The organism is Intestinibaculum porci (genome assembly GCF_003925875.1).
In the GTDB taxonomy this organism is placed as follows: domain Bacteria; phylum Bacillota_I; class Bacilli_A; order Erysipelotrichales; family Coprobacillaceae; genus Intestinibaculum; species Intestinibaculum porci.
The window spans coordinates 645,012-665,759 of the sequence record NZ_AP019309.1; the positions used below are offsets into that span (position 1 = coordinate 645,012).

Annotated in this window: 19 protein-coding genes and 1 riboswitch; of the genes, 12 read left to right on the forward strand and 7 right to left on the reverse strand. The window is 41.6% G+C overall.

The window, feature by feature from the left end:
* Nucleotides 1-21 precede the first annotated feature (21 nt).
* Nucleotides 22-2,289 (forward strand): bifunctional diguanylate cyclase/phosphodiesterase, encoded by a 2,268-nt coding sequence (locus tag SG0102_RS03155; RefSeq protein ID WP_148668827.1) that lies wholly within the window; start codon nt 22-24, stop codon nt 2,287-2,289.
* Between the two features lie 13 nt (nt 2,290-2,302).
* Here SG0102_RS03155 and SG0102_RS03160 read toward each other — a convergent pair whose 3' ends face one another.
* Genes SG0102_RS03160 through SG0102_RS03185 form a run of 6 tightly spaced genes read right to left on the reverse strand, consistent with a single transcriptional unit; the run spans nt 2,303 to nt 6,029 of the window.
* Nucleotides 2,303-3,361, reverse strand: a complete 1,059-nt coding sequence (locus SG0102_RS03160) for a type IV pilus twitching motility protein PilT (RefSeq protein ID WP_125118609.1) — start codon at nt 3,359-3,361, stop codon at nt 2,303-2,305.
* Nucleotides 3,358-3,864 (reverse strand): hypothetical protein, encoded by a 507-nt coding sequence (locus tag SG0102_RS03165; RefSeq protein ID WP_125118610.1) that lies wholly within the window; start codon nt 3,862-3,864, stop codon nt 3,358-3,360. Before SG0102_RS03165 ends, SG0102_RS03160 begins: the two co-directional genes overlap by 4 nt.
* Entirely contained in the window at nt 3,861-4,247 is a 387-nt protein-coding gene (locus tag SG0102_RS03170) for a type IV pilus modification PilV family protein (RefSeq protein ID WP_125118611.1), read from the reverse strand. The genes SG0102_RS03165 and SG0102_RS03170 overlap by 4 nt, the downstream gene beginning before the upstream one ends.
* Complete coding sequence (locus SG0102_RS03175) at nt 4,244-4,693, reverse strand: DUF4860 domain-containing protein (RefSeq protein WP_125118612.1); 450 nt, start codon at nt 4,691-4,693, stop codon at nt 4,244-4,246. Before SG0102_RS03175 ends, SG0102_RS03170 begins: the two co-directional genes overlap by 4 nt.
* 11 nt (nt 4,694-4,704) lie before the next feature.
* On the reverse strand, nt 4,705-4,998 hold the full coding sequence (locus SG0102_RS03180; protein ID WP_125118613.1) for a hypothetical protein: 294 nt from the start codon (nt 4,996-4,998) through the stop codon (nt 4,705-4,707).
* Complete coding sequence (locus SG0102_RS03185; protein WP_125118614.1) at nt 4,998-6,029, reverse strand: type II secretion system F family protein; 1,032 nt, start codon at nt 6,027-6,029, stop codon at nt 4,998-5,000. Before SG0102_RS03185 ends, SG0102_RS03180 begins: the two co-directional genes overlap by 1 nt.
* 231 nt (nt 6,030-6,260) lie before the next feature.
* Between SG0102_RS03185 and SG0102_RS03190 the strand changes: the two genes are divergently transcribed.
* The 6 genes from SG0102_RS03190 to SG0102_RS03215 all read left to right on the forward strand — a co-directional run bounded on the left by SG0102_RS03190 (nt 6,261) and on the right by SG0102_RS03215 (nt 13,674).
* Entirely contained in the window at nt 6,261-7,451 is a 1,191-nt protein-coding gene (locus SG0102_RS03190) for an AfsR/SARP family transcriptional regulator (RefSeq protein WP_125118615.1), read from the forward strand.
* 13 nt (nt 7,452-7,464) lie between these two features.
* Entirely contained in the window at nt 7,465-7,899 is a 435-nt protein-coding gene (locus SG0102_RS03195; RefSeq protein ID WP_125118616.1) for a hypothetical protein, read from the forward strand.
* 65 nt (nt 7,900-7,964) lie between these two features.
* Complete coding sequence (locus tag SG0102_RS03200; protein ID WP_125118617.1) at nt 7,965-8,162, forward strand: hypothetical protein; 198 nt, start codon at nt 7,965-7,967, stop codon at nt 8,160-8,162.
* Nucleotides 8,163-8,199: 37 nt separating this feature from the next.
* Nucleotides 8,200-8,991, forward strand: coding sequence for a PrsW family glutamic-type intramembrane protease (locus SG0102_RS03205; protein ID WP_157982959.1), 792 nt, complete (start codon nt 8,200-8,202; stop codon nt 8,989-8,991).
* Between the two features lie 54 nt (nt 8,992-9,045).
* Nucleotides 9,046-9,124: riboswitch (ZMP/ZTP riboswitch) on the forward strand.
* 45 nt (nt 9,125-9,169) lie between these two features.
* Nucleotides 9,170-10,351, forward strand: a complete 1,182-nt coding sequence (locus SG0102_RS03210; protein ID WP_125118619.1) for a phosphoribosylaminoimidazolecarboxamide formyltransferase — start codon at nt 9,170-9,172, stop codon at nt 10,349-10,351.
* Nucleotides 10,352-10,449: 98 nt separating this feature from the next.
* A complete protein-coding gene (locus tag SG0102_RS03215; protein WP_125118620.1) occupies nt 10,450-13,674 on the forward strand; it encodes a DEAD/DEAH box helicase in 3,225 nt (1,074 codons plus the stop codon).
* Nucleotides 13,675-13,696: 22 nt separating this feature from the next.
* Here SG0102_RS03215 and SG0102_RS03220 read toward each other — a convergent pair whose 3' ends face one another.
* Nucleotides 13,697-15,430: an ABC-F family ATP-binding cassette domain-containing protein gene (locus SG0102_RS03220; protein WP_125118621.1), complete on the reverse strand. Its 1,734-nt coding sequence runs from the start codon at nt 15,428-15,430 to the stop codon at nt 13,697-13,699.
* Nucleotides 15,431-15,516: 86 nt separating this feature from the next.
* Between SG0102_RS03220 and SG0102_RS03225 the strand changes: the two genes are divergently transcribed.
* From SG0102_RS03225 to SG0102_RS03245, 5 genes are all read left to right on the forward strand, one after another.
* Nucleotides 15,517-16,362: a hypothetical protein gene (locus tag SG0102_RS03225; RefSeq protein WP_125118622.1), complete on the forward strand. Its 846-nt coding sequence runs from the start codon at nt 15,517-15,519 to the stop codon at nt 16,360-16,362.
* On the forward strand, nt 16,355-16,666 hold the full coding sequence (locus tag SG0102_RS03230) for a hypothetical protein (RefSeq protein ID WP_125118623.1): 312 nt from the start codon (nt 16,355-16,357) through the stop codon (nt 16,664-16,666). The genes SG0102_RS03225 and SG0102_RS03230 overlap by 8 nt, the downstream gene beginning before the upstream one ends.
* Nucleotides 16,667-16,940: 274 nt before the next feature.
* The gene (locus SG0102_RS03235) at nt 16,941-17,285 is read left to right on the forward strand and encodes a desulfoferrodoxin family protein (protein WP_125118624.1); all 345 of its coding nucleotides are present in this window, start codon (nt 16,941-16,943) and stop codon (nt 17,283-17,285) included.
* Nucleotides 17,286-17,316: 31 nt separating this feature from the next.
* Complete coding sequence (locus SG0102_RS03240; RefSeq protein ID WP_125118625.1) at nt 17,317-18,657, forward strand: ATP-binding response regulator; 1,341 nt, start codon at nt 17,317-17,319, stop codon at nt 18,655-18,657.
* A 91-nt stretch (nt 18,658-18,748) separates the two neighbouring features.
* Nucleotides 18,749-20,731 (forward strand): PAS domain-containing hybrid sensor histidine kinase/response regulator, encoded by a 1,983-nt coding sequence (locus tag SG0102_RS03245; RefSeq protein WP_125118626.1) that lies wholly within the window; start codon nt 18,749-18,751, stop codon nt 20,729-20,731.
* Nucleotides 20,732-20,748: the final 17 nt, after the last annotated feature.

Below are 20,748 nucleotides of genomic sequence, written 5' to 3' on the forward strand. Positions count from 1 at the left end.
CTCAGTGATGCCGTTTATGTCGTGATTTTACTGATTTTAGCGTTAGGTGTTTCGATTATTGGTCTTTCTAGTCGTCGTAAGAATATTTCCAATATTTCACAAATGAAGGACCGCAGCCGTCTCGATGTTTTAACTGGTATGCACAATATCACGGCGTTAGATGAGGATCGTGCCTCCTATTATCATGACCATCAGGGCGTCATCGGTATGGATATTGATCATTTTAAAATGATCAATGAAATGTATGGACATTTCTTTGGTGATCAGGTGATGAAATCTTTCAGTGATACGTTTATCTCGCTGTTAGGGCACGAACATACGTATCGCTATCATGATGATCTGCTGATTGGTTTTGTCGATGAGCAGGCGTGTGATGCGACACAGATTTATCAGGCTATGCAGTCTTCTTTAAAGACGCTGAAAATTGATGACAAGCCTGTTGCGATTCCTTTCTCTGCCTGTTATTTACATGGAGATATTCATGACCATGAAGATTTTCGTGAGATGTTAAGAAACCTGGATTTTGCACTCAAGGAAGCAAAAGGAGATCGAAAACTTGTCAGCTATACGCTGGCAGAAGCGAAACAGCGCTTTAACGAAGAGTATCTGAAGCAGCGTCTTGCGCTTTATCAGGGAGACAAGCTGACCCATATGTTAGAGATGAATCATTTCTATGAACTCGGTGCCCAATATCTGCCAGATATGATCCAGCCGGTTTTGATTTATCTCAATTTCCGTAATTTTAAAGGTTACAATGAACGCTATGGCCGTGAATTGGGCGATCAGCTCCTGATGACCTTAAGCAGTCGTATTCACGAAATCTTTGATGAAAATCTCTCTAGCCGTTTTTATGGCGATCACTTTTATATTTTGTGTGAGAAAGAGCATCTAGAGAATCAGTTAGAGCGACTGATCGATCGTATGCATTCAATTGCTTTTGCCCCACCTTCTCTCGCCATTGGCGTTTATGTCTTTACGTCAGAACGAAATTTATATACAGGCTGTGATAATGCGAAATTTGCCGGTGATTCGATCAAAGAAAATATGACACTTACCGTGCGGTATTTTGATGAAGAGCTCGCCGAAAAGAAACAAACTTATAATTATATCAATGCCCATTTTGAAGAGGCACTTGCCCAGCATCAGATCAAAGTTTACTATCAGCCCATCGTGCGTGCCGTCAGCAAGGCGATGTGTAATGCCGAAGCGCTCTCGCGCTGGCAGGTGAACGATCAGATCTTTGCGCCCGCCCACTTCATTCCCGTGCTGGAATCACTGCATCTGATCTATAAACTTGATTTATATATCGTTGATCAGGTGATTGCTGATCTGAATGACAAACGACAAAAAGGCCAGGATGTGGTGCCGGTTTCCATCAATTTATCAGGATATGACTTTCAGGACTGCGATATCGTATCGGAAATCATCAAACGTGTCGATGCAGCGCATCTGCCCCATGAACTTCTGGTTATTGAAATCACCGAATCGATCTTCGTCGCGAGCGAGCGCATGAACGATTATGTGAAGGCGTTCCATGAAGCCGGCTTTAAGGTGTGGATGGACGATTTTGGTTCCGGTTATTCCTCACTGAACATGCTGAAGTCCATTGATGTGGATTTAGTCAAACTTGATATGAAGTTTATGAAAGATTTCGATCAGGATGAGAGCAACCGCCTGATGGTGGCTGATCTGATTCAGATTGCCAGCCGGATGGGGTGTGAAACCTTAGCGGAAGGGGTTGAAAGTGAGGAGACATTTGAAGCTTTGCGCATGATGGGCTGTGCGAAAATACAGGGCTATTATATTTCTAAGCCTGTTGATTTAGCACACCTGATGGAAAAACAAAAAACCATTGCTTTAGAAAGTGCGCAAGAATCCAAGTACTGCGATGCCGTCAGTCAGGTCAATCTCAATGATCCCTTTACCTTTTATCCGCTTAACGAACAGCTCGCAGTTAAGGTGCCTCCAAGAGCGGTGGTGGAATTGGTCGATGATACCACGTTCTATGTTTTAAGAGGCAATAAGGAATACTATAAATTAATTCAGGATGTGGATTTCAGTGCGGATGGCCATAAGCTGATCAGACCATTGTCGAAGCCATTTATGGAAGGGCTGCATCGCTGCTTTGAAACCCATGAATGGGAGAGCATCATCCGTTCCCCAGAACAGGGTTTTTATATGAACTCGCTTGTTCATGTCATCAGTACAGTAGACAATCGGGTGGCGTTTATTATTTACATTACCTATATTCAAAAAATTGAAGACCAAAAAACAGAGAATTTTAAATAATTCTCTGCTTTTTTTAGCGTAATTTTCTTTTAAGTAAATCGGGATTAGTGGCATACATCAGCGCCGTTTCTTTGGTAATCAAGCCTTGTTTATAGGCGTCTAAGATACTGTTATCCATTGACCGCATATGGGCATCCGCCGAAGAGACAATCATTCCATCAATCTGATGCACTTTATTGTCACGAATCATGTTGCGAATCGCTGGGGTGCAGGTCATGACTTCAAAAACGGGCATCAGTTTGCCATCGATTGTGGGCAGTAACTGCTGAGAAATGACCGTTTCTAAGACTAAGGATAACTGAACTGCGACCTGATGCTGCGCTTCGGCCGGGAAAACATCGATAATACGATCAATGGTCGTGGCAGCCCCTAACGTATGCAGTGTCGAAATGAGGGTATGGCCTGTTTCGGCGGCGGTGAGGGCGGTATTGATTGTTTCATAATCACGCATTTCCCCTAATAAAATAACATCCGGCGCCTGTCTTAAAGCGGCTCGTAAAGCAGAAATATACGATTCGCTATCGATCGTGATTTCGCGCTGGGAGACGATGGACTTATTGTGCGAATGCAGATGTTCAATCGGGTCTTCCAACGTAATAATATGTTTGGCTTCAGTTTTATTGATATAGTCAATCATGCAGGCTTGCGTCGTTGATTTTCCGCTGCCCGCCGGGCCGGTGACTAAGACCATTCCTTTATTGATATTAGCTAATTCAATAATATCCTGGGGAATATGTAAATCCTTAGGATCGGGCAAAGTGAAACTGATCATGCGGATCACCGCTGCTAAAGAACCACGCTGTTTGTAGGTGCTGACGCGGAAACGCGATAAATGCGGCACGGCGAAGGAGAAGTCATCATCGCCATGTTTCTGGAGATGATCTTCTTCGCGACTGGCAAAGTCATAAATTTCCTGAATCAGGGCATGGGTCTGATGCGGCACCATCCGTTCTTCATCTAAGGTGATCAGCTGATTGTAGACTTTGATTGTAATCGGCTGTCCGGCGACGATAAAGATATCGGAAGCATGCTGCTGCTTCGCGGTTTCGAGAATTTCAATAAGTGTTTTCATTCATTTGACCCCCAAACTTCAATGGTGCCTGATTTTTCGGTATCTGGATAGATATTGACCTGACCAGAATTGCCCAGCGCTGATGAAGTGGTTTTCCAGACATCAATTTTGTAATATGTTTTGGCGTTGTATAACGCGGTTAAAGTCACATCCATCTTGGCTTCACGGTAAGTGAGCGTGTAAGAAATCTGATGATCTTTGATCGTGATATTGTCATTGATGGCTTTGACATGGGATAACTGTGCAAAGTAGTCTTTGGCTGAGGTGCTGTTTTTCGCATTAGCCGCTAACTGGGTATCAATTTTCTCAAGTTCCTCATTCGCCATGGTATCCAAGGTATAGTAATAACTGGCGTGCGTTGCGTAGCTTTCCGCATCTCGCATATTGCTTTTGGCTGAGACGATGGAAAGAATTGCAAACGTCACTAAGGACAAGATAATAAAGATGACCATGAAGGAGATGATGCCGATATTCATTGTGATTCTAATACGACGTTTTTTCATGCCTTCACCTTCTTTGGCTGATAATGACTGACGGTTAATGTGTAAAGGGTTGTTTTCGAATCCTTGACCGTGATCGTCAGGCTGTTTGTTTGAAAATGTAAATGGATTGTATAATGGGCTGGCTTACTGACTTTCTGCCAGCTGGCATCATAGTAAAGATTGCCTTTGCCATCATAAGGATAATGATCTTTGAGTGAATCATTTTTATAGGTTTCCGCAATATTGCGGGAAAGATTGGTCGCCGCAATGAGATTTGTGGAATCTTCATTGAGCTGCTGACTGCGCACAAAGAGCTGGACGCAGATCGCTGCGGATAAGGCGAAAAAGAGAATCGCCACAATCATTTCCATTAAAAAGAGACTTGATTTATCATGGGTTCTCATGCCTGATCCCTCCCCACTAAAGCGACATAAGCGCTTTGCGTTTTGTGTTTGATTGTGAGCGTAATGCTTAAAAGCTGATGCTTTTTCTGCAGTGCTAAGCGATCGCAGGCAATCAGTTTCTGGCCTTTTTGAGCGGCGAATGATGAGCCGGTATATTCATAAAGATAATGGTGCTGGACATAGAGATAATTCGTCTGTGTCCCTTCTTTCAGACATAAGACATCCGTGTCCGCCTGGCGCATAATCGTGACATGACCGTCGTTATGGAGACGGACTTTTTCAACGAGATAATTTAAGGCCGTCTCGTTGTTATGCATTGTCTCCATCGTATTCACACTTTGCGAATAGACGTGTGATCCGATCATGACGACACTGATCGCCGATGCGGTAAAAACTAAAAAGAGGCAAAGGACGAAAAGAATATCCATCGTATGTGATTCTTTCATAAGGTCCTCCTTTATTTTTCCACTACCGTAAAGTGAGGCAGGGTTGATTTGTTTTGATAATGCATCGTAATTTTGTATTCTTTTTTGTCATAAGTGAGCGGATAGACCGTTTTGAGCTCCTTTAGGGAAGAGGGATAATAACCGTTGAGAATATAATATTCCATCACGCCTCTTTGCAGAGCCTGCTCTAAAGAAGTTTTGGTATGGGCTTTGGTAGAAGCGTTCATAGAGATCAGACCGCCCGTTAACAAGGCAAAGATCAGGATAAAGAAGACTAACCCGAAGGCATTATGTTTTAAGCGCATTATAAGCTCCCCATAATGCCTAATAATGGCAGCATCACGGATAAAAGAATAATCCCGGTAATGATCGATAAGATGATCACTAAGGTTGGTTCAATGATACTGATGGCATGAGATAAAGCTTCACTTGTCTCCTGATCATAGGCATTGGCAATATCTCTGAAAATCGTATCCATGCCGCCAGTCTGGTATCCTAATTTAATCAGGCGGCCATACATGCCGGTTAAGACATGAGCTTGGGTTAAACCGGTTGAAATATCTTTTTCTTTCATGATTTTTTCGGCTTCTTCTAAGCGAGCTCTTAGCACTTTATGATCAATCAGCTGCTTAGATAAGTCTAAGGCTTCTTCCATATCGAGACCACTTGATAAAGCGATAGACATCCCGCTGCTGAACTTCGATAAAGCCATCTTTAGCGAAAGATTGCGGGAAAAATGACTGGTCGCTAAGAAATCGATAAAGCTCTGACGGCCTTTTTTAGAAAAGCGCACATAGAAAAAGAGCACTAAAATGATAACGAGCAAGCCGACGAAAATCCAGGAATAGGTAGTCAAACCTTTGCCTAAATTTAATAAATACAAGGCAAAACCAGAAACGTTTGAACCGAGACTTTCAAAGACACGGTTAAAGATTGGTAACACCTGGGTGATTAAAACGATAATGACCGCAAACATCATAATGATCATAATAAGCGGGTAGCTAACCGCCGTATTGATGTTTTGTTCCATATCATATAAACGTTCATAATAGTCACTTAAACCATTCATGACTTCTTCTAAACGGCCAGCTGTTTCCCCAATGTTGACCATCGAAATGACATAATCGGGAAAGGCGCTGGTCTGTTTCAGGGCCGCTGTTAAGCTTTCCCCAGCATCTAAAGATGCGTCGATAGATGCATAAAGTGTGGACAGATCGGTTGTTTCTTCATCTTTCATGATTGCCATACCTTCATAAGGTGAAATACCAGCATGAAGGATCAGGGCCATCTGATGGGTGAAGGACGCAATCTGATCATTATTGAGCTGTTTGTCCATAATAAATTACCCCCTTGTTGTTCAATACATTTTTATTATACAGTAAAATGGAATAAAAGGGAGGAACAAACCTGAAGTGGACTGCAAAAAATTGAAGTTTCGCGGCTGCTCTTATATTTACAATGTAATAGATTTCATTTATACTTGATAATGATCAATTGTCTAAAGTTAAGATATTAGCTATTTAGGGAAGAGTTTGATATAATATCAAATGAGGAGAGGTGCAAAACTATGGCGGAAAAAAAGATTGATGTGAAAATGTTCCATACATTTTCTTTAACATATGATGGACAAACGATTACGGCCGATGATATCAAATCAGATAAACTGTTAAAACTGATGGCTTATTGTTTATATCACCATGATCGGGCGGTTCCTTCAAATGAACTGATCGACTTTTTATGGTCTATGGAAGATGTCGATAATCCTATTGGGGCACTCAAGAACTTAGTGTATCGCTTACGTACATTATTAAAGAAAAAATTAAACCTGACTGACTTAGTGGTCACGGGGAAGGCCGCTTATGCCATCAACCAGGATTATGAGGTGAGTCTGGATGCCGAAAAGTTTGAAGCACTCTATGAGCAGCTTAAAGAGGATCCGACTGAAGAGACTTATGATGCGTTATTAAGGGTCTATAAAGGTAAGTATTTATCAGAAATTGAATATGATCAGTTTGTCATGACCCGTAACGTTTACTATCATTCAACGATTATGAATGTCATTAAACAGTACTGCGCCTTATTAGAAAAAGAAGAAAATTATGAAAAGATGGAGAAAGTGGCCAGCTATGCGGTCAGCTTAGATGAACTTGAAGAAGATTCTTATGAACTGCTCGTGCGCGCGCTCTATTTAGAAAAACATTATAAACAGGCCACGGATGTGTATAAACGTGCCGTCGATTTGCTGTATCGTTATTTAGGGACCAATCCATCTTTAGAAATGCGGGAACTCTATGATCAGATTCAAAAGGAAACCCACGAAGATTCCACCAGCATCTATGAAATCCAAAAGAATTTAGATGCCGATGCACCAACCGGAGCGCTGCTTTGTGAATATGGTACTTTTAGAGAATTATATTCGATGCAGGCGCGAATGATGGATCGCTTAGGCGTCAGCACCCATTTATGTCTGTTAACGGTTAATGACAGTGAATCATATGATGAGGATAATCCGGAAAAGAAACGTAAGTATCTCGAAAAGACGATGCAGAGAATGCGTGGCTCATTAGTCGATGGCTTACGTATCGGTGATATTGTCACCCGTTTTAGTACGAATCAGTATCTTGTTTTACTGCCATCATGTACCTATGAAGATGCCCATGCTGTTATGAAACGTGTTTTAAAGAAAATTATGCACACGTTAAACAATAAGAATATTACGATTGATTTGGCGGTGCAGGAAGTAACGTCGCCAAAATAAAGGAGGGGGTAGAATGGATCGATATATGAGAAGCGCCCCTTATAATATGTTACATATTTGTGTCGATGTAGCGAGTGAAGGGCATATTGCCGGACGGGTTTATAATCCGACAATAAAAGAAAACATCGTCTTTCGCGATGTGAATGAACTGTTTTTGAAAGCCGATCAGCTGTTTGATCGTAACGGAAATCCGATGCCATCAAGTCTAAAACGCAGTTTCACCCCACGCGATGAAACGCGTCCGCATTACTATCAGCGTCATCCAGCACAGGTCTGTGAATATCGTGACCTGTTGGTGCAGCAAGGAAAGGTTATTACTTTAGATCTCGTTGTTTTAACCCGTCATCTGTCGAGCTGGCAAGGCTATCTCTTCTATGAAGATCAGACCTATGAATTCAAAGAGGTCTTAGAAATTGTAAAAACCATCAACAAATTATTAAATTTGTGACCGCAATATGACAAAATAGTGTTATACTATATTTGAAGTCGATAGAATATAGGAGAAGTGATGCTATGAAAGTGAAAAGAAAAGATCAGAGTTTTCTGATTACCATCAAGAATACACAAAATGCCACATGGCAGGGCGTGATTAGCTGGGTGGACGAAGATAAAAAAGAAACTTTCAGATCAACACTGGAATTACTAAAACTTCTAGATTCAGCAATCGTGTATAACGATGAAGATGAGCAGGGTTTTCAGAAAGATGAATAACCTGCTCATCTTTTTTTGTGTGTTAGGGGGAATTTTTATGAAAAAATCAATATCTTTATATCTTATTTTTGCGTTTTTAATAACTGGGATGTTAGAGGAATTCTCTAATGATGAGGTCTTTACCCTCTCATCCAAGCAAGCTTCTTTGCAGGTATCCTTGGTCTTTTTATGTCTGGGCTTGTTACTCTGTTATACGATTCCTTTTGCCTTAGGCATCAAATACATAAGTAAACGCTGGCAGGTCACTGCAAAATTATTACCATTGAGCTTTGTCTGCGGCTATTTTATCCCCGGCTGGATCGCTGGTGAATGCAATGATGCCACTGATCAGCTGCTTAAACATAGCGGCGTTCTGGTGACGAATATCGCCTCATCACTTGAAACCGGCGTCGTCGAAGAGATGCTGAAAGTCTTAGTGGTGATTTGGCTCTTATCTTTATTAGGCTTACGTCTCAAAAAACATTTTATGATTGCCGGCATGGGCGTCGGTTTAGGTTTTCAGTTTTGTGAAGACATCGATTATCTGGCAGGCTTTATTGATCATCATCCTTTACATGCCTTGAAATATACCTTAGCCGACCGCCTTTCTGGCTGCTTAGTGAGCCATATGATCTATAGTGGTGTCATGGCGATCGGGGTCTATGAAATCTTTTATGCGCATCACTATAAACGCGGTATTTTTTATGTTCTCACCGCCATCCTCTCACATGCGCTCTATGATGCCATCGCTGATTACGGAGCTTTGTTTATTGTTTTAAGCGGCGCGTTCCTGCTTTTGATCTGGTATCAATCGTATCAGGAAATCGATCAGGCGGTTACCACCCATTAATTTTGAGAGCTTTTCGTTTTTACTTGCTATTTGGGGAGAATTCTCCTATTATAATAGTAGTTATACGACTGACGGAAGTGGAATAGACCACATGAAGTATAATTGTATGAAGCCGACCGTCTGGGCAAAAGAAGGCCTGGAATCATTGGCTTCTTTTTCATTATTTTAGGAGGATAAGATGAACGAATTAGAATTAAAGTATGGCTGTAACCCTAACCAGAAACCTGCGCGCGTGTATATGGAAAACGGACAGGAATTACCAATCACCGTCGTGAATGGTCGTCCTGGTTATATCAACTTACTTGATGCCCTCAATAGCTGGCAGTTAGTCAAAGAGCTCAAAGAAGCGATTGGCGTGCCTTGTGCGGCAAGCTTTAAACATGTGTCTCCTGCTGGTGTTGCCATTGGCACGCCACTTACCGATGTTGAACGTCAGATGTATTTTGTGAAAAAATCACCCGAAGAATTAACCCCTTTAGCGAATGCTTATATCAAGGCCCGCGGCAGTGACCGTATGAGTTCTTATGGTGATTTCTGTGCGATGAGTGAAGTTGTCGATGCGGTAACCGCTGATTTAATCCGTATCGAAGTCTCTGATGGGATCATCGCACCAGGTTATACCGATGAAGCGATTGCCATCTTAAAGAAGAAGAAAAAAGGCAATTACTGCGTTTTACAGATTGATCCAGATTATGTTCCTGATCCGATCGAAAAGAAACAGGTATACGGCATTACCTTTGAACAGGGCCGCAATAATGCAAAAATTACCGCTGATTTATTTAAGGATATCGTTTCCGTTAATAAAGAGATCCCAGATCATATTATGAATGACTTAATCCTTTCGATGATCACTTTAAAATATACTCAGTCTAACTCTGTATGTTACGTGAAAAATGGGCAGGCGATCGGCATTGGTGCAGGTCAGCAGTCACGTATCCACTGTACCCGCCTCGCTGGTGATAAAGCTGATAAATGGTACTTACGTCAGGCACCGCAGGTTTTAAATCTTAAATTCCGCAAAGGATTGCACCGCGCTGATCGTGATAATGCGATTGATGTTTACTTATCGAAAGACTGGGCCGATGTCAACGGTGATGATAACTGGATGAATACCTTTGAAGAACGTCCAGAAGTCTTCACTGAAGAAGCGCAGCGCGCATGGTTAAACGGTAATACCGATGTTGTCTTAGGCTCTGATGCTTTCTTCCCATTTGGTGATAATGTCGAAAGAGCGCATCGTTCAGGGGTGAAATATATTGGCGAAGCCGGCGGTTCGATCCGTGATGACAATGTCATTGAAACGGCTGATAAATATAATATGGTCTTAGCGTTTACGAATTTAAGATTATTCCATCACTAAGAAACTGGCTGCGGCCAGTTTTTCTTTTGCTTTTCCGTAAATATATTTCAATTACGAAATGATGTGTTATAATGTCGGAATAGGGAGAGAGATTAACAATGTTATTTATTACAGATGCAGAATTTGAAAGAGTTATTTCTCGGGCACGCAACCGGGCGCTGGCTCGTAAGTTTTATGATCAAGGCTCAGTCTTAAGAGTCCATGTCGAAGAGACAAAAAACGGCTATGAAATCATTGGTCAGGTCAGTGTCGATGGGACGATCTATACGCCAAGGATTGAAGTCAACCACAATTCCAAAATTATTTCCACTGAGTGTGACTGTATTTATTCTGATGAATATACCTCATGTGCGCATACTGGCGCGCTCTTATTGGCAGTCCAGGAATTATCGCCAACGCGTTTTCCTTTTGATTTTAAAGCCGATTATCGCCAGGTCAGAGAAAAGCGCGTGAAAGAACAGAAAAAACGAGAAGAAGAAGCGCAGAGACAGCGGGAGATGCGTCGCCGCAATGCTTTAGAAAGCGCCTCTGTTGGTTTAACCAATGCCATTCGTGATGAAATGGTCAGAGCTTTTGAAATGACTGATCCCACTCCTGTGAAAATGCAGGTTATCCTGGAAATAGGTTATCGTTATAATCTGCGCTTTAAAGTAGGGCGTGAGCGTTTCTATTTTATTAAAAATATTGATCATTTTATTGAAAATATCAATGATCGCAGCTATGAAAGCTATGGCAAATCCTTTGCCTGGAACCATCATATGGAAGACTTCGATGAACCTTCACAGCTGATTTATGATTATCTGGTTTTAGCCTCTAAGCAGGGCGCGACGGATTACTATTATACCCAGCAGAATCTGATCAATTTAAATGGCACCTTATGGGACGCCTTTGTCAAGCTCATGCAGCAGCTGCCAGAGGGCTATTCCAATATTCGTTATCAGACGGGCCATGAGCGTCCTTCGATCAAGGTGGAAGCTGATGAATATGACTTCATCTTAAAAGATGAGACACATTATGCTTTTAGTTATGGCTTTGGCAAGAATAATATCTATGAAATCGATAAAGAAGCCAATATTTTATATGATACAGTTTTAGATCAGGGCGGTGTTGCGATTAAACTGCTCGAAGAACTCCAGCAGAATGATGGCCGCTTGTATATTGCCCATGAACATATGCCGGATTTCTATCAGTATGTCATTGCCCCGATTAAAGACTATATCAATTTCCATGACTTTGACTTCAGCGCTTTTGCGAAAGCTGAAGATAAAATTGTCATGTATGGCGATATTGATGAAGATGAAGTGGCTTATTTCAATATATTAGGGGTCTATGGTGAGGAGAAAATCAATCTCATTACCAAACCGGAGACGCCGCATTCTCCGCATGTCGATATGATTAAAGGCTTTTTAGATTCCTTTAATCCGGATGTTGATGACAAGTATTATTACTTTGATACAAATCATGAAGAAACGATGGACTTCCTCAATAAAGGTATTCCTTTCTTAGCTTCTTACGCTGATATTTATGTTTCTGATGCCTTAAAGAAAGTCGGTACTAAAAATAAATTTAATGTCTCAGTCGGCATCAGTGTACAAAATGATTTATTATCTATCGATGTTGATTCCATCGATATTCCTAAAGAGGAATTAGCCGCGGTCTTAGCGTCTTATAAGAAAAAGAAGAAATATCATAAGTTAAAAAGCGGGGAAATGCTTTATATTGAATCTGATGAATTAGGTGAATTATCAGAGATGATGGATCGTTATCATTTAGCGACCAAAGATCTCAAAGATGGTCATATTGATATGAACTTAAACCGCGCTTTTGCCTTAGAGCAGGATGCTGAAAAGATGTCTCATGTAACGGTCAAACGCTCGGAGGCTTTTGAAGACGTCTTAAACCGTTTAAAAGACTATAAATCCCATCAGTATCCTTTATCTGCGCATTATCAGAAGATTTTACGTGATTATCAGAAAGATGGCTACCAGTGGTTAGCGACGATGAGCGATCTCCACTTTGGCGGCATCTTAGCCGATGATATGGGGCTCGGGAAAACTCTGCAGATGGTGACTTTATTAGAGAATACCAAAAATAATTTTTCTATTATTGTGACCCCATCCTCTTTGGTTTTAAACTGGTTAGATGAATTCCAGAAGTTCTCGGAATCCATTTCTGCTGTCGCTGTCATGGGGAGCGCTAGTGAACGTAAAGCCATTATTAAAAATGCCCATCACTACAATTCCCTGATTACATCTTATGATTATATGCGTCGTGATGTGGATCTTTATAAAGATTATAACTTCGACTTCATCATCTTAGATGAAGCGCAGTATATTAAAAATCAGAAGACCAAGAATGCCATTTCGGTGAAGAAACTCAAAGGGATTCATCGCTTTGCCTTAACCGGAACGCCGATTGAAAACTCTTTAGCGGAATTATGGTCAATCTTTGATTTCTTAAACAAAGATTACTTATTCAACTATACTTACTTCAAAAAGACGTATGAATCACCAATCGTGCGTGAACATGATGAAAAGAAACAGGCGGAATTAAAGAATCTGATTTCCCCATTTGTCTTACGTCGTACCAAGAGTCAGGTCTTAAAAGAATTACCAGAAAAAGTGGAAAAGACGATTAGCATCGAATTTAGCAGTGATGAACATAAACTCTATTTAGCGCATTTAGCCGCTGCCAATAAACAGCTAAGGAGCTTAGATGGCAAGAAAGACCGCATTCAGATTCTCGCCATGTTAACGAAGCTGCGCCAGATTTGCTGCGAACCAAGAATGGCTTTTGATAATGTGAAACACATCTCTTCAAAGATGCAGGCATGTTTAGATATTATTGAAAACTATAAAGAAAATGGCAAAAAGATTATCGTTTTCTCTTCTTTCAAGAGTGCTTTGGAGCTGATTGCTCAGGAATTAGATGCGAGTCAAACGAAATATCACATGTTAACGGGGGCAACGAATAAACTCAAACGTAAAGAGTACGTCGATGCCTTCCAGAGTGATGATTCAACAGTCTTCCTTATTTCCTTAAAAGCCGGCGGAACAGGTCTAAACTTAACCGCTGCCGAAGGGGTTATTCACTTTGACCCATGGTGGAATATGTCCGCGCAGTCGCAGGCGACTGACCGTGCGCATCGTATTGGGCAGAAGAATACCGTCTTTGTCTATAAACTGATTATGGCGGATTCAATTGAAGAAAAAATTCAGAAACTGCAGGAAGCGAAGAAAGATCTTGCCGATACCTTTGTGGAAGGCAATGATGGCCGCATTACCAGCATGACAACAGAAGAAATTATGGATTTATTCAAGTAAAATAAAAGGTCGATGACAGCTGTCATTGACCTTCTTCAATTTCCATTAATTCTAAATATCGTTCATTTTTCTCATCGAGTTCCTGCTCTAACGCGGCGCGCTTCTGGGCGAGTTCATCCATCTTTTTAAAATCATCGAGGCTGCCCATCTCTTCATCAATCGCTTTAATGCGTGCTTCTAAAGAAAGCAATAAATCATCCATGCCTTCTAATTCTTTCTTTTCATTCCAGGTTAACTTACGCGTTTTATGAGCCTGTTTCTGCTTTTTATAAGCTTCATAGTTAGAAGCTTTTTCTTTTTGCGTATCACTAATATCAATCGCCGCGCTATAACCGCCGTTGACATAAGTGATCTGTTTGTCTTTAAACACAAACAACCCATCGACAATCTTATCTAAGAAATAGCGGTCATGGGACACTGTCACCACAATGCCGGCAAAGCAGTCGAGGTAATCTTCCAAGATCGTTAACGTTTCAATGTCTAAGTCATTGGTTGGTTCATCTAATAATAAGACATTAGGACCTTCCATTAAGACTTTCAGCAAGTAGAGACGCCGCCGCTCGCCGCCTGAGAGGCGGCCAATGGCAGTATACTGCATGCCTTTATCAAATAAGAAGCGTTCACACATGTTGGTGGCCGTTAATACGCCATCGCTGGTTATTAAGGCATCACTGGTTTCTTTGATATAATCAATCACCCGCATCGACATATCCATCGCTTCCACGCCCTGTTTGAAATAACCGATTTTAATCGTGTCACCATAGGTGACGGTGCCGGTATAGTTGGGATTTTCTTTAGCGATGATATTCATCAGCGTTGATTTCCCGCAGCCGTTTTTGCCTAAGATGCCAATTCGATCAAAACGTTTGAAGGTATAGGAGAAGGGGGCAAAAAGCACATTGTCACCATAATAGGCGGAGACCTGATCAAGGATCATGGTCTTCTTGCCAATGCGGCTCGCCACATCAATCATCGTCAGATTTTCATTTTCTTTAATATCACTTATCGCCGATAGTTTTTCAAAGCGCTGGAGACGATCTTTCGACTTGGTCGAACGCGCCTGCACGCCAGCGCGAACCCATTCTAATTCCTTTTTGAGGAACTGTTTGCGCTTGTGCTGAGCAGCTAACGCCTGCGCTTCTCTTTCGGCCTTCATTTCTAAAAACTGGCTATAGTTAGCGACGTATTCATAGAGGCTGCCACGATCAATTTCATCAATCTTATTGGTAATACGCTCTAAGAAGTAACGATCATGTGTGACCATCAGTAAGCCCTTATTACGTTTGATAAGATACTTTTCTAAATATTCGATCATCGGCGTATCTAAGTGGTTAGTCGGTTCATCTAAGATCAGTAAGTCACATTCTTTTAATAAAGCAATTGATAAGGCTAAGCGTTTCTTCTGTCCGCCTGATAAGACGCTGATTTTCTGATCCGGATCATCTAAGCCAAAGCGCGTTAAGGTTGCTTTGATTTCATAATCCTGAGCTTTCGGCGCCATTTTTGTAGCCTGGGCATAAACCGTCAAAGCTTCATCAAAATCACTATACTGCGGTAAGTAGGAGATCTGTAAATCTTTGCGGTAGCTGATCGCCGGGTTGTCCCCTTTGGCAATCAGTTTTAATAAGGTCGATTTGCCCGCTCCGTTAAGGCCGACTAAAGCGATCTTATCTTTATCTTCCATTGTCATATTAATGCCATCTAAGATGACTTTATCACCAATGGCATAATGTAAATCTGTAATTGTAAAAAGCATTTTTATCACCTTTTACTATTTTAGAGGAAATCCCTGTCATTGCCAAACTTTTTTGTATAAAATATAAGGGAGAAGAGGTGAGAAAGATGCGGGATCCTTTACAAGGCTTACTGGAAGCCTATCGACAAATGTCCCAAATAGGTATTGAGAGTGATTTAGGCTTTTATGAAAAGGGGCATAAGTATTATGTGCATATTTTAGCGGATGGCTTACTGTTTTTTAAAGCGGAGGAAGATTTCCTGCTTTATCGTGATGCCCTCAAACATCAGTTAAGGGATACGATGGCTTTGATGACGGGCATTATGGTCTTACGTGATCAGCAGCCATTTTTTAAGGACTTATTGCCCCAGGAAACATCTGTTTTTGTCTTTCAGGAAGGACGTCGGGTACGCGGCATGCAGGATGATGAAGAAGATCTTTTAGCGACCCTGATGACGGATACGATCGCTGCTTTAAATTTGCTTTCACGTAAAGACTTTCGCAAGTTAGATGCGCATCAGTATTATCGTTATCATGTCAAAGATCATTTTTTAGAAATCAAAGATGTCCCGTGCTTCTCGCCTAAAACGCGCCCGCACATGCCCTGCGATGTGTCTTTTTTAGATGAGAAAGTCAAACGTGGCCGTTTAGCTATTTTATGTGTGTATTTGTATCGTAAGCAGGCAGCGGAGTATCCGTTATTAGTGGTCATCGCTGATGATAAACAAAAGCGCGTGATCTATCGCCACTGCTTTGATTTAGAGGAGCAGAAAATGATTTTTCCAGCTTTTGTCGATCTTCTCAGGCAGCGGCCTTTGCCGGTGGAGATCCGCTTTCTTGATGCGAAAAGCTATGCCTACTTTAAAGATTTTGTGAAGACTTTTCATATGAACTATAAAATTATGAGCAGCGATGCCGATCATCGCTATCTGAAAGGTTCGGTTTATGGATAAAGAGCGACTATATTTACGTTTTGAAGGGATCGTTGTCAGTATTGAATCCATCAATAAAAGAAAAGGTGAAGATTTAAGCGCCTATGCCCGTCATGTCGGCATGGTGGAACTATTATGGAGCCGTTCTTCCCGCTATACCCGAATGTTCGCGGTCTTTAAAGAAACCGCCTGGCCTTCGCATAACTTTAAAACGACCCCTGGGGTTTTAGAAGCCGCGAATGAGATGCTTATCCTGACCACGAAAAATCATATCTATACCTTTAAAATTCTGCAGGTGTATGCCGATGGCCGGACCCCAAAATAATTTTTTGAAAAGCGTTTGATTTTCTTTTACTTGTCAGGAAATGTGTTAGAATAATTATAGAAGCCAGATCGATCTGTAGCTTTGCGGAGTCGCTCCGTAAAACATCATTAGCTAGCTCTGGACGCCACCCTCCAGTATGATTGGGTGGCCTTTTTTTGCATGAAAATGTTTATATTTTAAGAAAATTTTTAATTTTAAGTTAAATAAATTGTGAACGGTTCCATAATATGATAAAATTTCAAGTAATGAAAAAGAAAAAAAGGAGGATTTCATTATGGATTTTTATCGTTTAAATGATGGCAGTATCGTCGCGAGTTTAACGGGTGCTTTAGAAGATGGTGAAAAGCTCGTTGCCAATACCGTTGATGCTGCTAAGGAAAAACATGTGCCTTTTGTGACTGTCGCTGGTCAGAAGGTCAATGTTAAAGTCGGAGAAGTGGAACATCCAATGACTGAAGAACATTATATTGTTTTCGTTGCGGTCGTTACCAATAATCAGACACTGTTCAAAGAATTCAATCCAGGTGAAAAACCAGAAGCAGACTTTATCCTGCCAGATGGTGATCAGGTTGTCGAAGTGTACGAATATTGTTCACTTCATGGTTTGTGGAAAGCTTAGTTTTTAAAAAATCGTAAGGGTGGTGAGAGATATGAATGATTCAAGAAATAACATCGATAGAAAAAGGGTTACGATGTCTGTGGGACTGACTGTGGTGATTCTCGCCGTAGCCATGATCTTTTATCTGGTGGCGATATTAACATCGCTCTCCTCACAGATTGTGATGACAATTGAAATCATTTTGCTTGCCTTTACAAGTGGAATCAGTATTTATACTTTAATGGCGAACTGGAAAGTTCGGGAAAAGCTCGACGAAGATGCTTATACCCGCATGACCATTTTAGCGCGGGCATCACGTGATATGCGTACACCGATGAATGCGATTATCAACTACAGTGATGACTCGATGATGGATCATTATAATCCAAAACAAGTCAAAGAAGCTTTTAAAGAGATCAACGTCTCGGGAAAGTACATGGTGACTTTAATTGATGATTTATTAGCACTCTGCAATGTCAAAGAAAAACGGTTCACCTTAAATGAAAAGCCCCATACTATTATTGAAACGATTGAAACGGCAGCGAATATGTCGCGCAAGCGTTTTGAAGAAAAGCAGATCAGCTTTGATGTCTCTTATGAACATGTCGATAAGTTCCGCTATGTCTTAGTCGACGAAGTGCGCATCCAGCAGATTATCATGAATATCTTAGCGAATGCCAGTAAGTTCACCCCTAATAACGGGCATGTCTCACTAAAGGTTGTCGGCGAAGATCATGGTGATGCCATTACTGTTCATATTCATATTAAAGACGATGGCGTCGGCATGAGCGAAGCGAAAGTCGCTAAGATTCTTTCTGCCGACCCTAAAGATATCGGTTTAGAAGGCACCGGTATGGGGATGGCTATTGTCAATCAGCTGATGGGCTTATTACATGGTAAGATTACCTGTCATTCGAAAGTTAATGAAGGAACGGAATTTATCGTGACGCTCAACTGGAAATACACGCATAAGAATAATGAACAGGATATGCTTGATTACTCGGTTTTACGCGGCAAGAATATTCTGCTTGTGGAAAACAATATGCTTAATGCGGAAATCACCAGAAATATTCTCTCTAATCAAGGCATGATGATGGACTTAGCCGCTGACGGCAAACAGGGCGTCGCAATGTTTACCCATGCGATGCCGCATACCTATGATGCGATCCTGATGGATATTCGGATGCCGGTGATGGATGGCCTGGAAGCGACCTCACGCATTCGCCATTCGACCCATCCAGAAGCGGAAATCATTCCGATTATCGCGATGACGGCGGATGCTTTCGATGAAGACCGCAAGAAAACGGCGGATGCCGGCATGAATGCCCATATCACCAAACCGATCGATCCAGAAGAACTTTATATAACCCTCACCAATTACTTACACCACTAAAGGGATTTCGATCCCTTTTTTTACTTATCTATATGGAATTTTTGTTGTTTGATCAAGGTTAATGATATAATGAGAGAAGGAGGTGATTGCAATGACAAATTATTACCATTTTGATGACCAGGAAAAGAAGGTCTTATGTGACATTCCTTCACCGTTACTTGTAATGCAGATCAGCCATGATGGCTTCCGCTTATTATTAATCTCTCGTGGCGTGGAAAAATTCTTCCATATTCCTCATGATCAGGCAGAGAATTTTATCATGCGTTTTAATGAAAATCCTAAGCGGGTGATTCATCAGGACGATCTCATTTATCTGTATAAAGCTTCCCAGCATTTAGAAATGCATCCGGAAAAATTCTTTAAGGCGATTATTCGCTTAGCTCCAGAGCATTTTAAAGAAACCTATGTCAATGTCAGCGGTGACTTTCAAATGCGCGGTCATACCAAATTACTCTTTTTACACTTGAGTGATATCACGAAGCAGCACCAGTCGCTCATCACAGCCTCACAGACGTCCGATCATTTGAGCATGCTGCTAAATCGTATTTTATTTACGACCCAGACCTGCATCTTCTGGAAAGATACCCAGCGCCGTTTCTTAGGTGCTAATAAAGCCTTCCTCGATTATTACGGCTTTGCGGGCCTAGAAGTTATCTTAGGGAAAACGGATGAAGAAATGGGCTGGCATATTAACCCTGATCCTTTTAAAAATGATGAGTTACGGGTGATTCAAAATGGTGAATCCACATATCGCGTGCATGGCACCTGCATTGTGAAAGGGAAGGTCCGTGATATTGTAGCTTCTAAATCACCGCTTTATTTAAATGGCGTGATCGTTGGTTTAGTCGGATCCTTTGAAGATGTCACTGCTGACTATCAGCAGCGTGAAGAAATCAATCAGCTCAATCAGGCTTTAGTGCGTTCTCTTAAAAATGAGGAACAGGCGAATAAAGCCAAAGCAGATTTTATGGCTCGGATGTCGCATGATATGCGCACGCCGCTCACGACTGTGATGGGATTAAGTGAACAGGGCATTGAAGGGGCAGATAGTGAGCATGATCGGCAGCTCTTCGATCAGATTCGAGCCGCTTCTGGTTATCTGTTATCATTACTGAATGATATTCTTGATGTTGAGAAATTTGATGCCGGGAAAATGCGCAAATACGATGAGGTCTTTGATCTCAATAAGCTTCATGAACAGGTCCTCAATATGGTGTCTCCTAACGCTTTAAAAAAACGTCAGCAGTTAACCTTTACGCCGTCGCCCATTCCGCATCAGCCTTATATGTTTAGCGACTGCCGCTGGTTAGCGCAGATCCTTATTAACCTGATTGATAATGCAATTAAATATACGCCGCTAGATGGCCAGGTCAGCTGGCAGGTCCGCTATCAGGATCAGCATGATGGCCGCGTTATGGTCACCTACACGATAGCGGATACGGGGGTTGGCATGAGCGAGGAATTTATGCGTCATATGTATGAACCATTCTCTCAGGCGATGAATACTGAGTCCCGTTATGCGACGTCGACCGGCTTAGGCTTATCGATTGTGAAAAGCGCGATCGAACTTTTCGGCGGGGATATCGATTGTCAAAGCAAACTTGGCCAAGGCACGACCTTTACCGTTAATCTGCCATTAGATTATGCCAGCGTCAACCAGGTGGAAGCCTTCCGTCAAAAAGCGATCAGCGTTGATGATCACTTGGAGGATTTAAAAGGCAAACATCTGTTACTTTGCGAAGATGTGGCGATCAATGCCGGAATCATTATCAATATCTTAGAAAAATATGGCATGAGCTGCGATCATGCCAGCAATGGTCAGGAAGGACTAGAGATGTTGGCCCATCATCATTATGATGCCATCCTGATGGATATCCGAATGCCAGTGATGGATGGCTTAACCGCCGCGCGCACCATTCGCGAAACCAACCAGGATATCCCGATTATCGCTTTATCCGCGAATACGTATAAAGAAGATATTGAAAAAAGCTTAGAGGCCGGGATGGATGCCCATATTGGCAAACCGATTGACAAACGGGAATTACTCGAGACAATTTTAACGTGTACATCTTAGAGAACATCATTGATGTT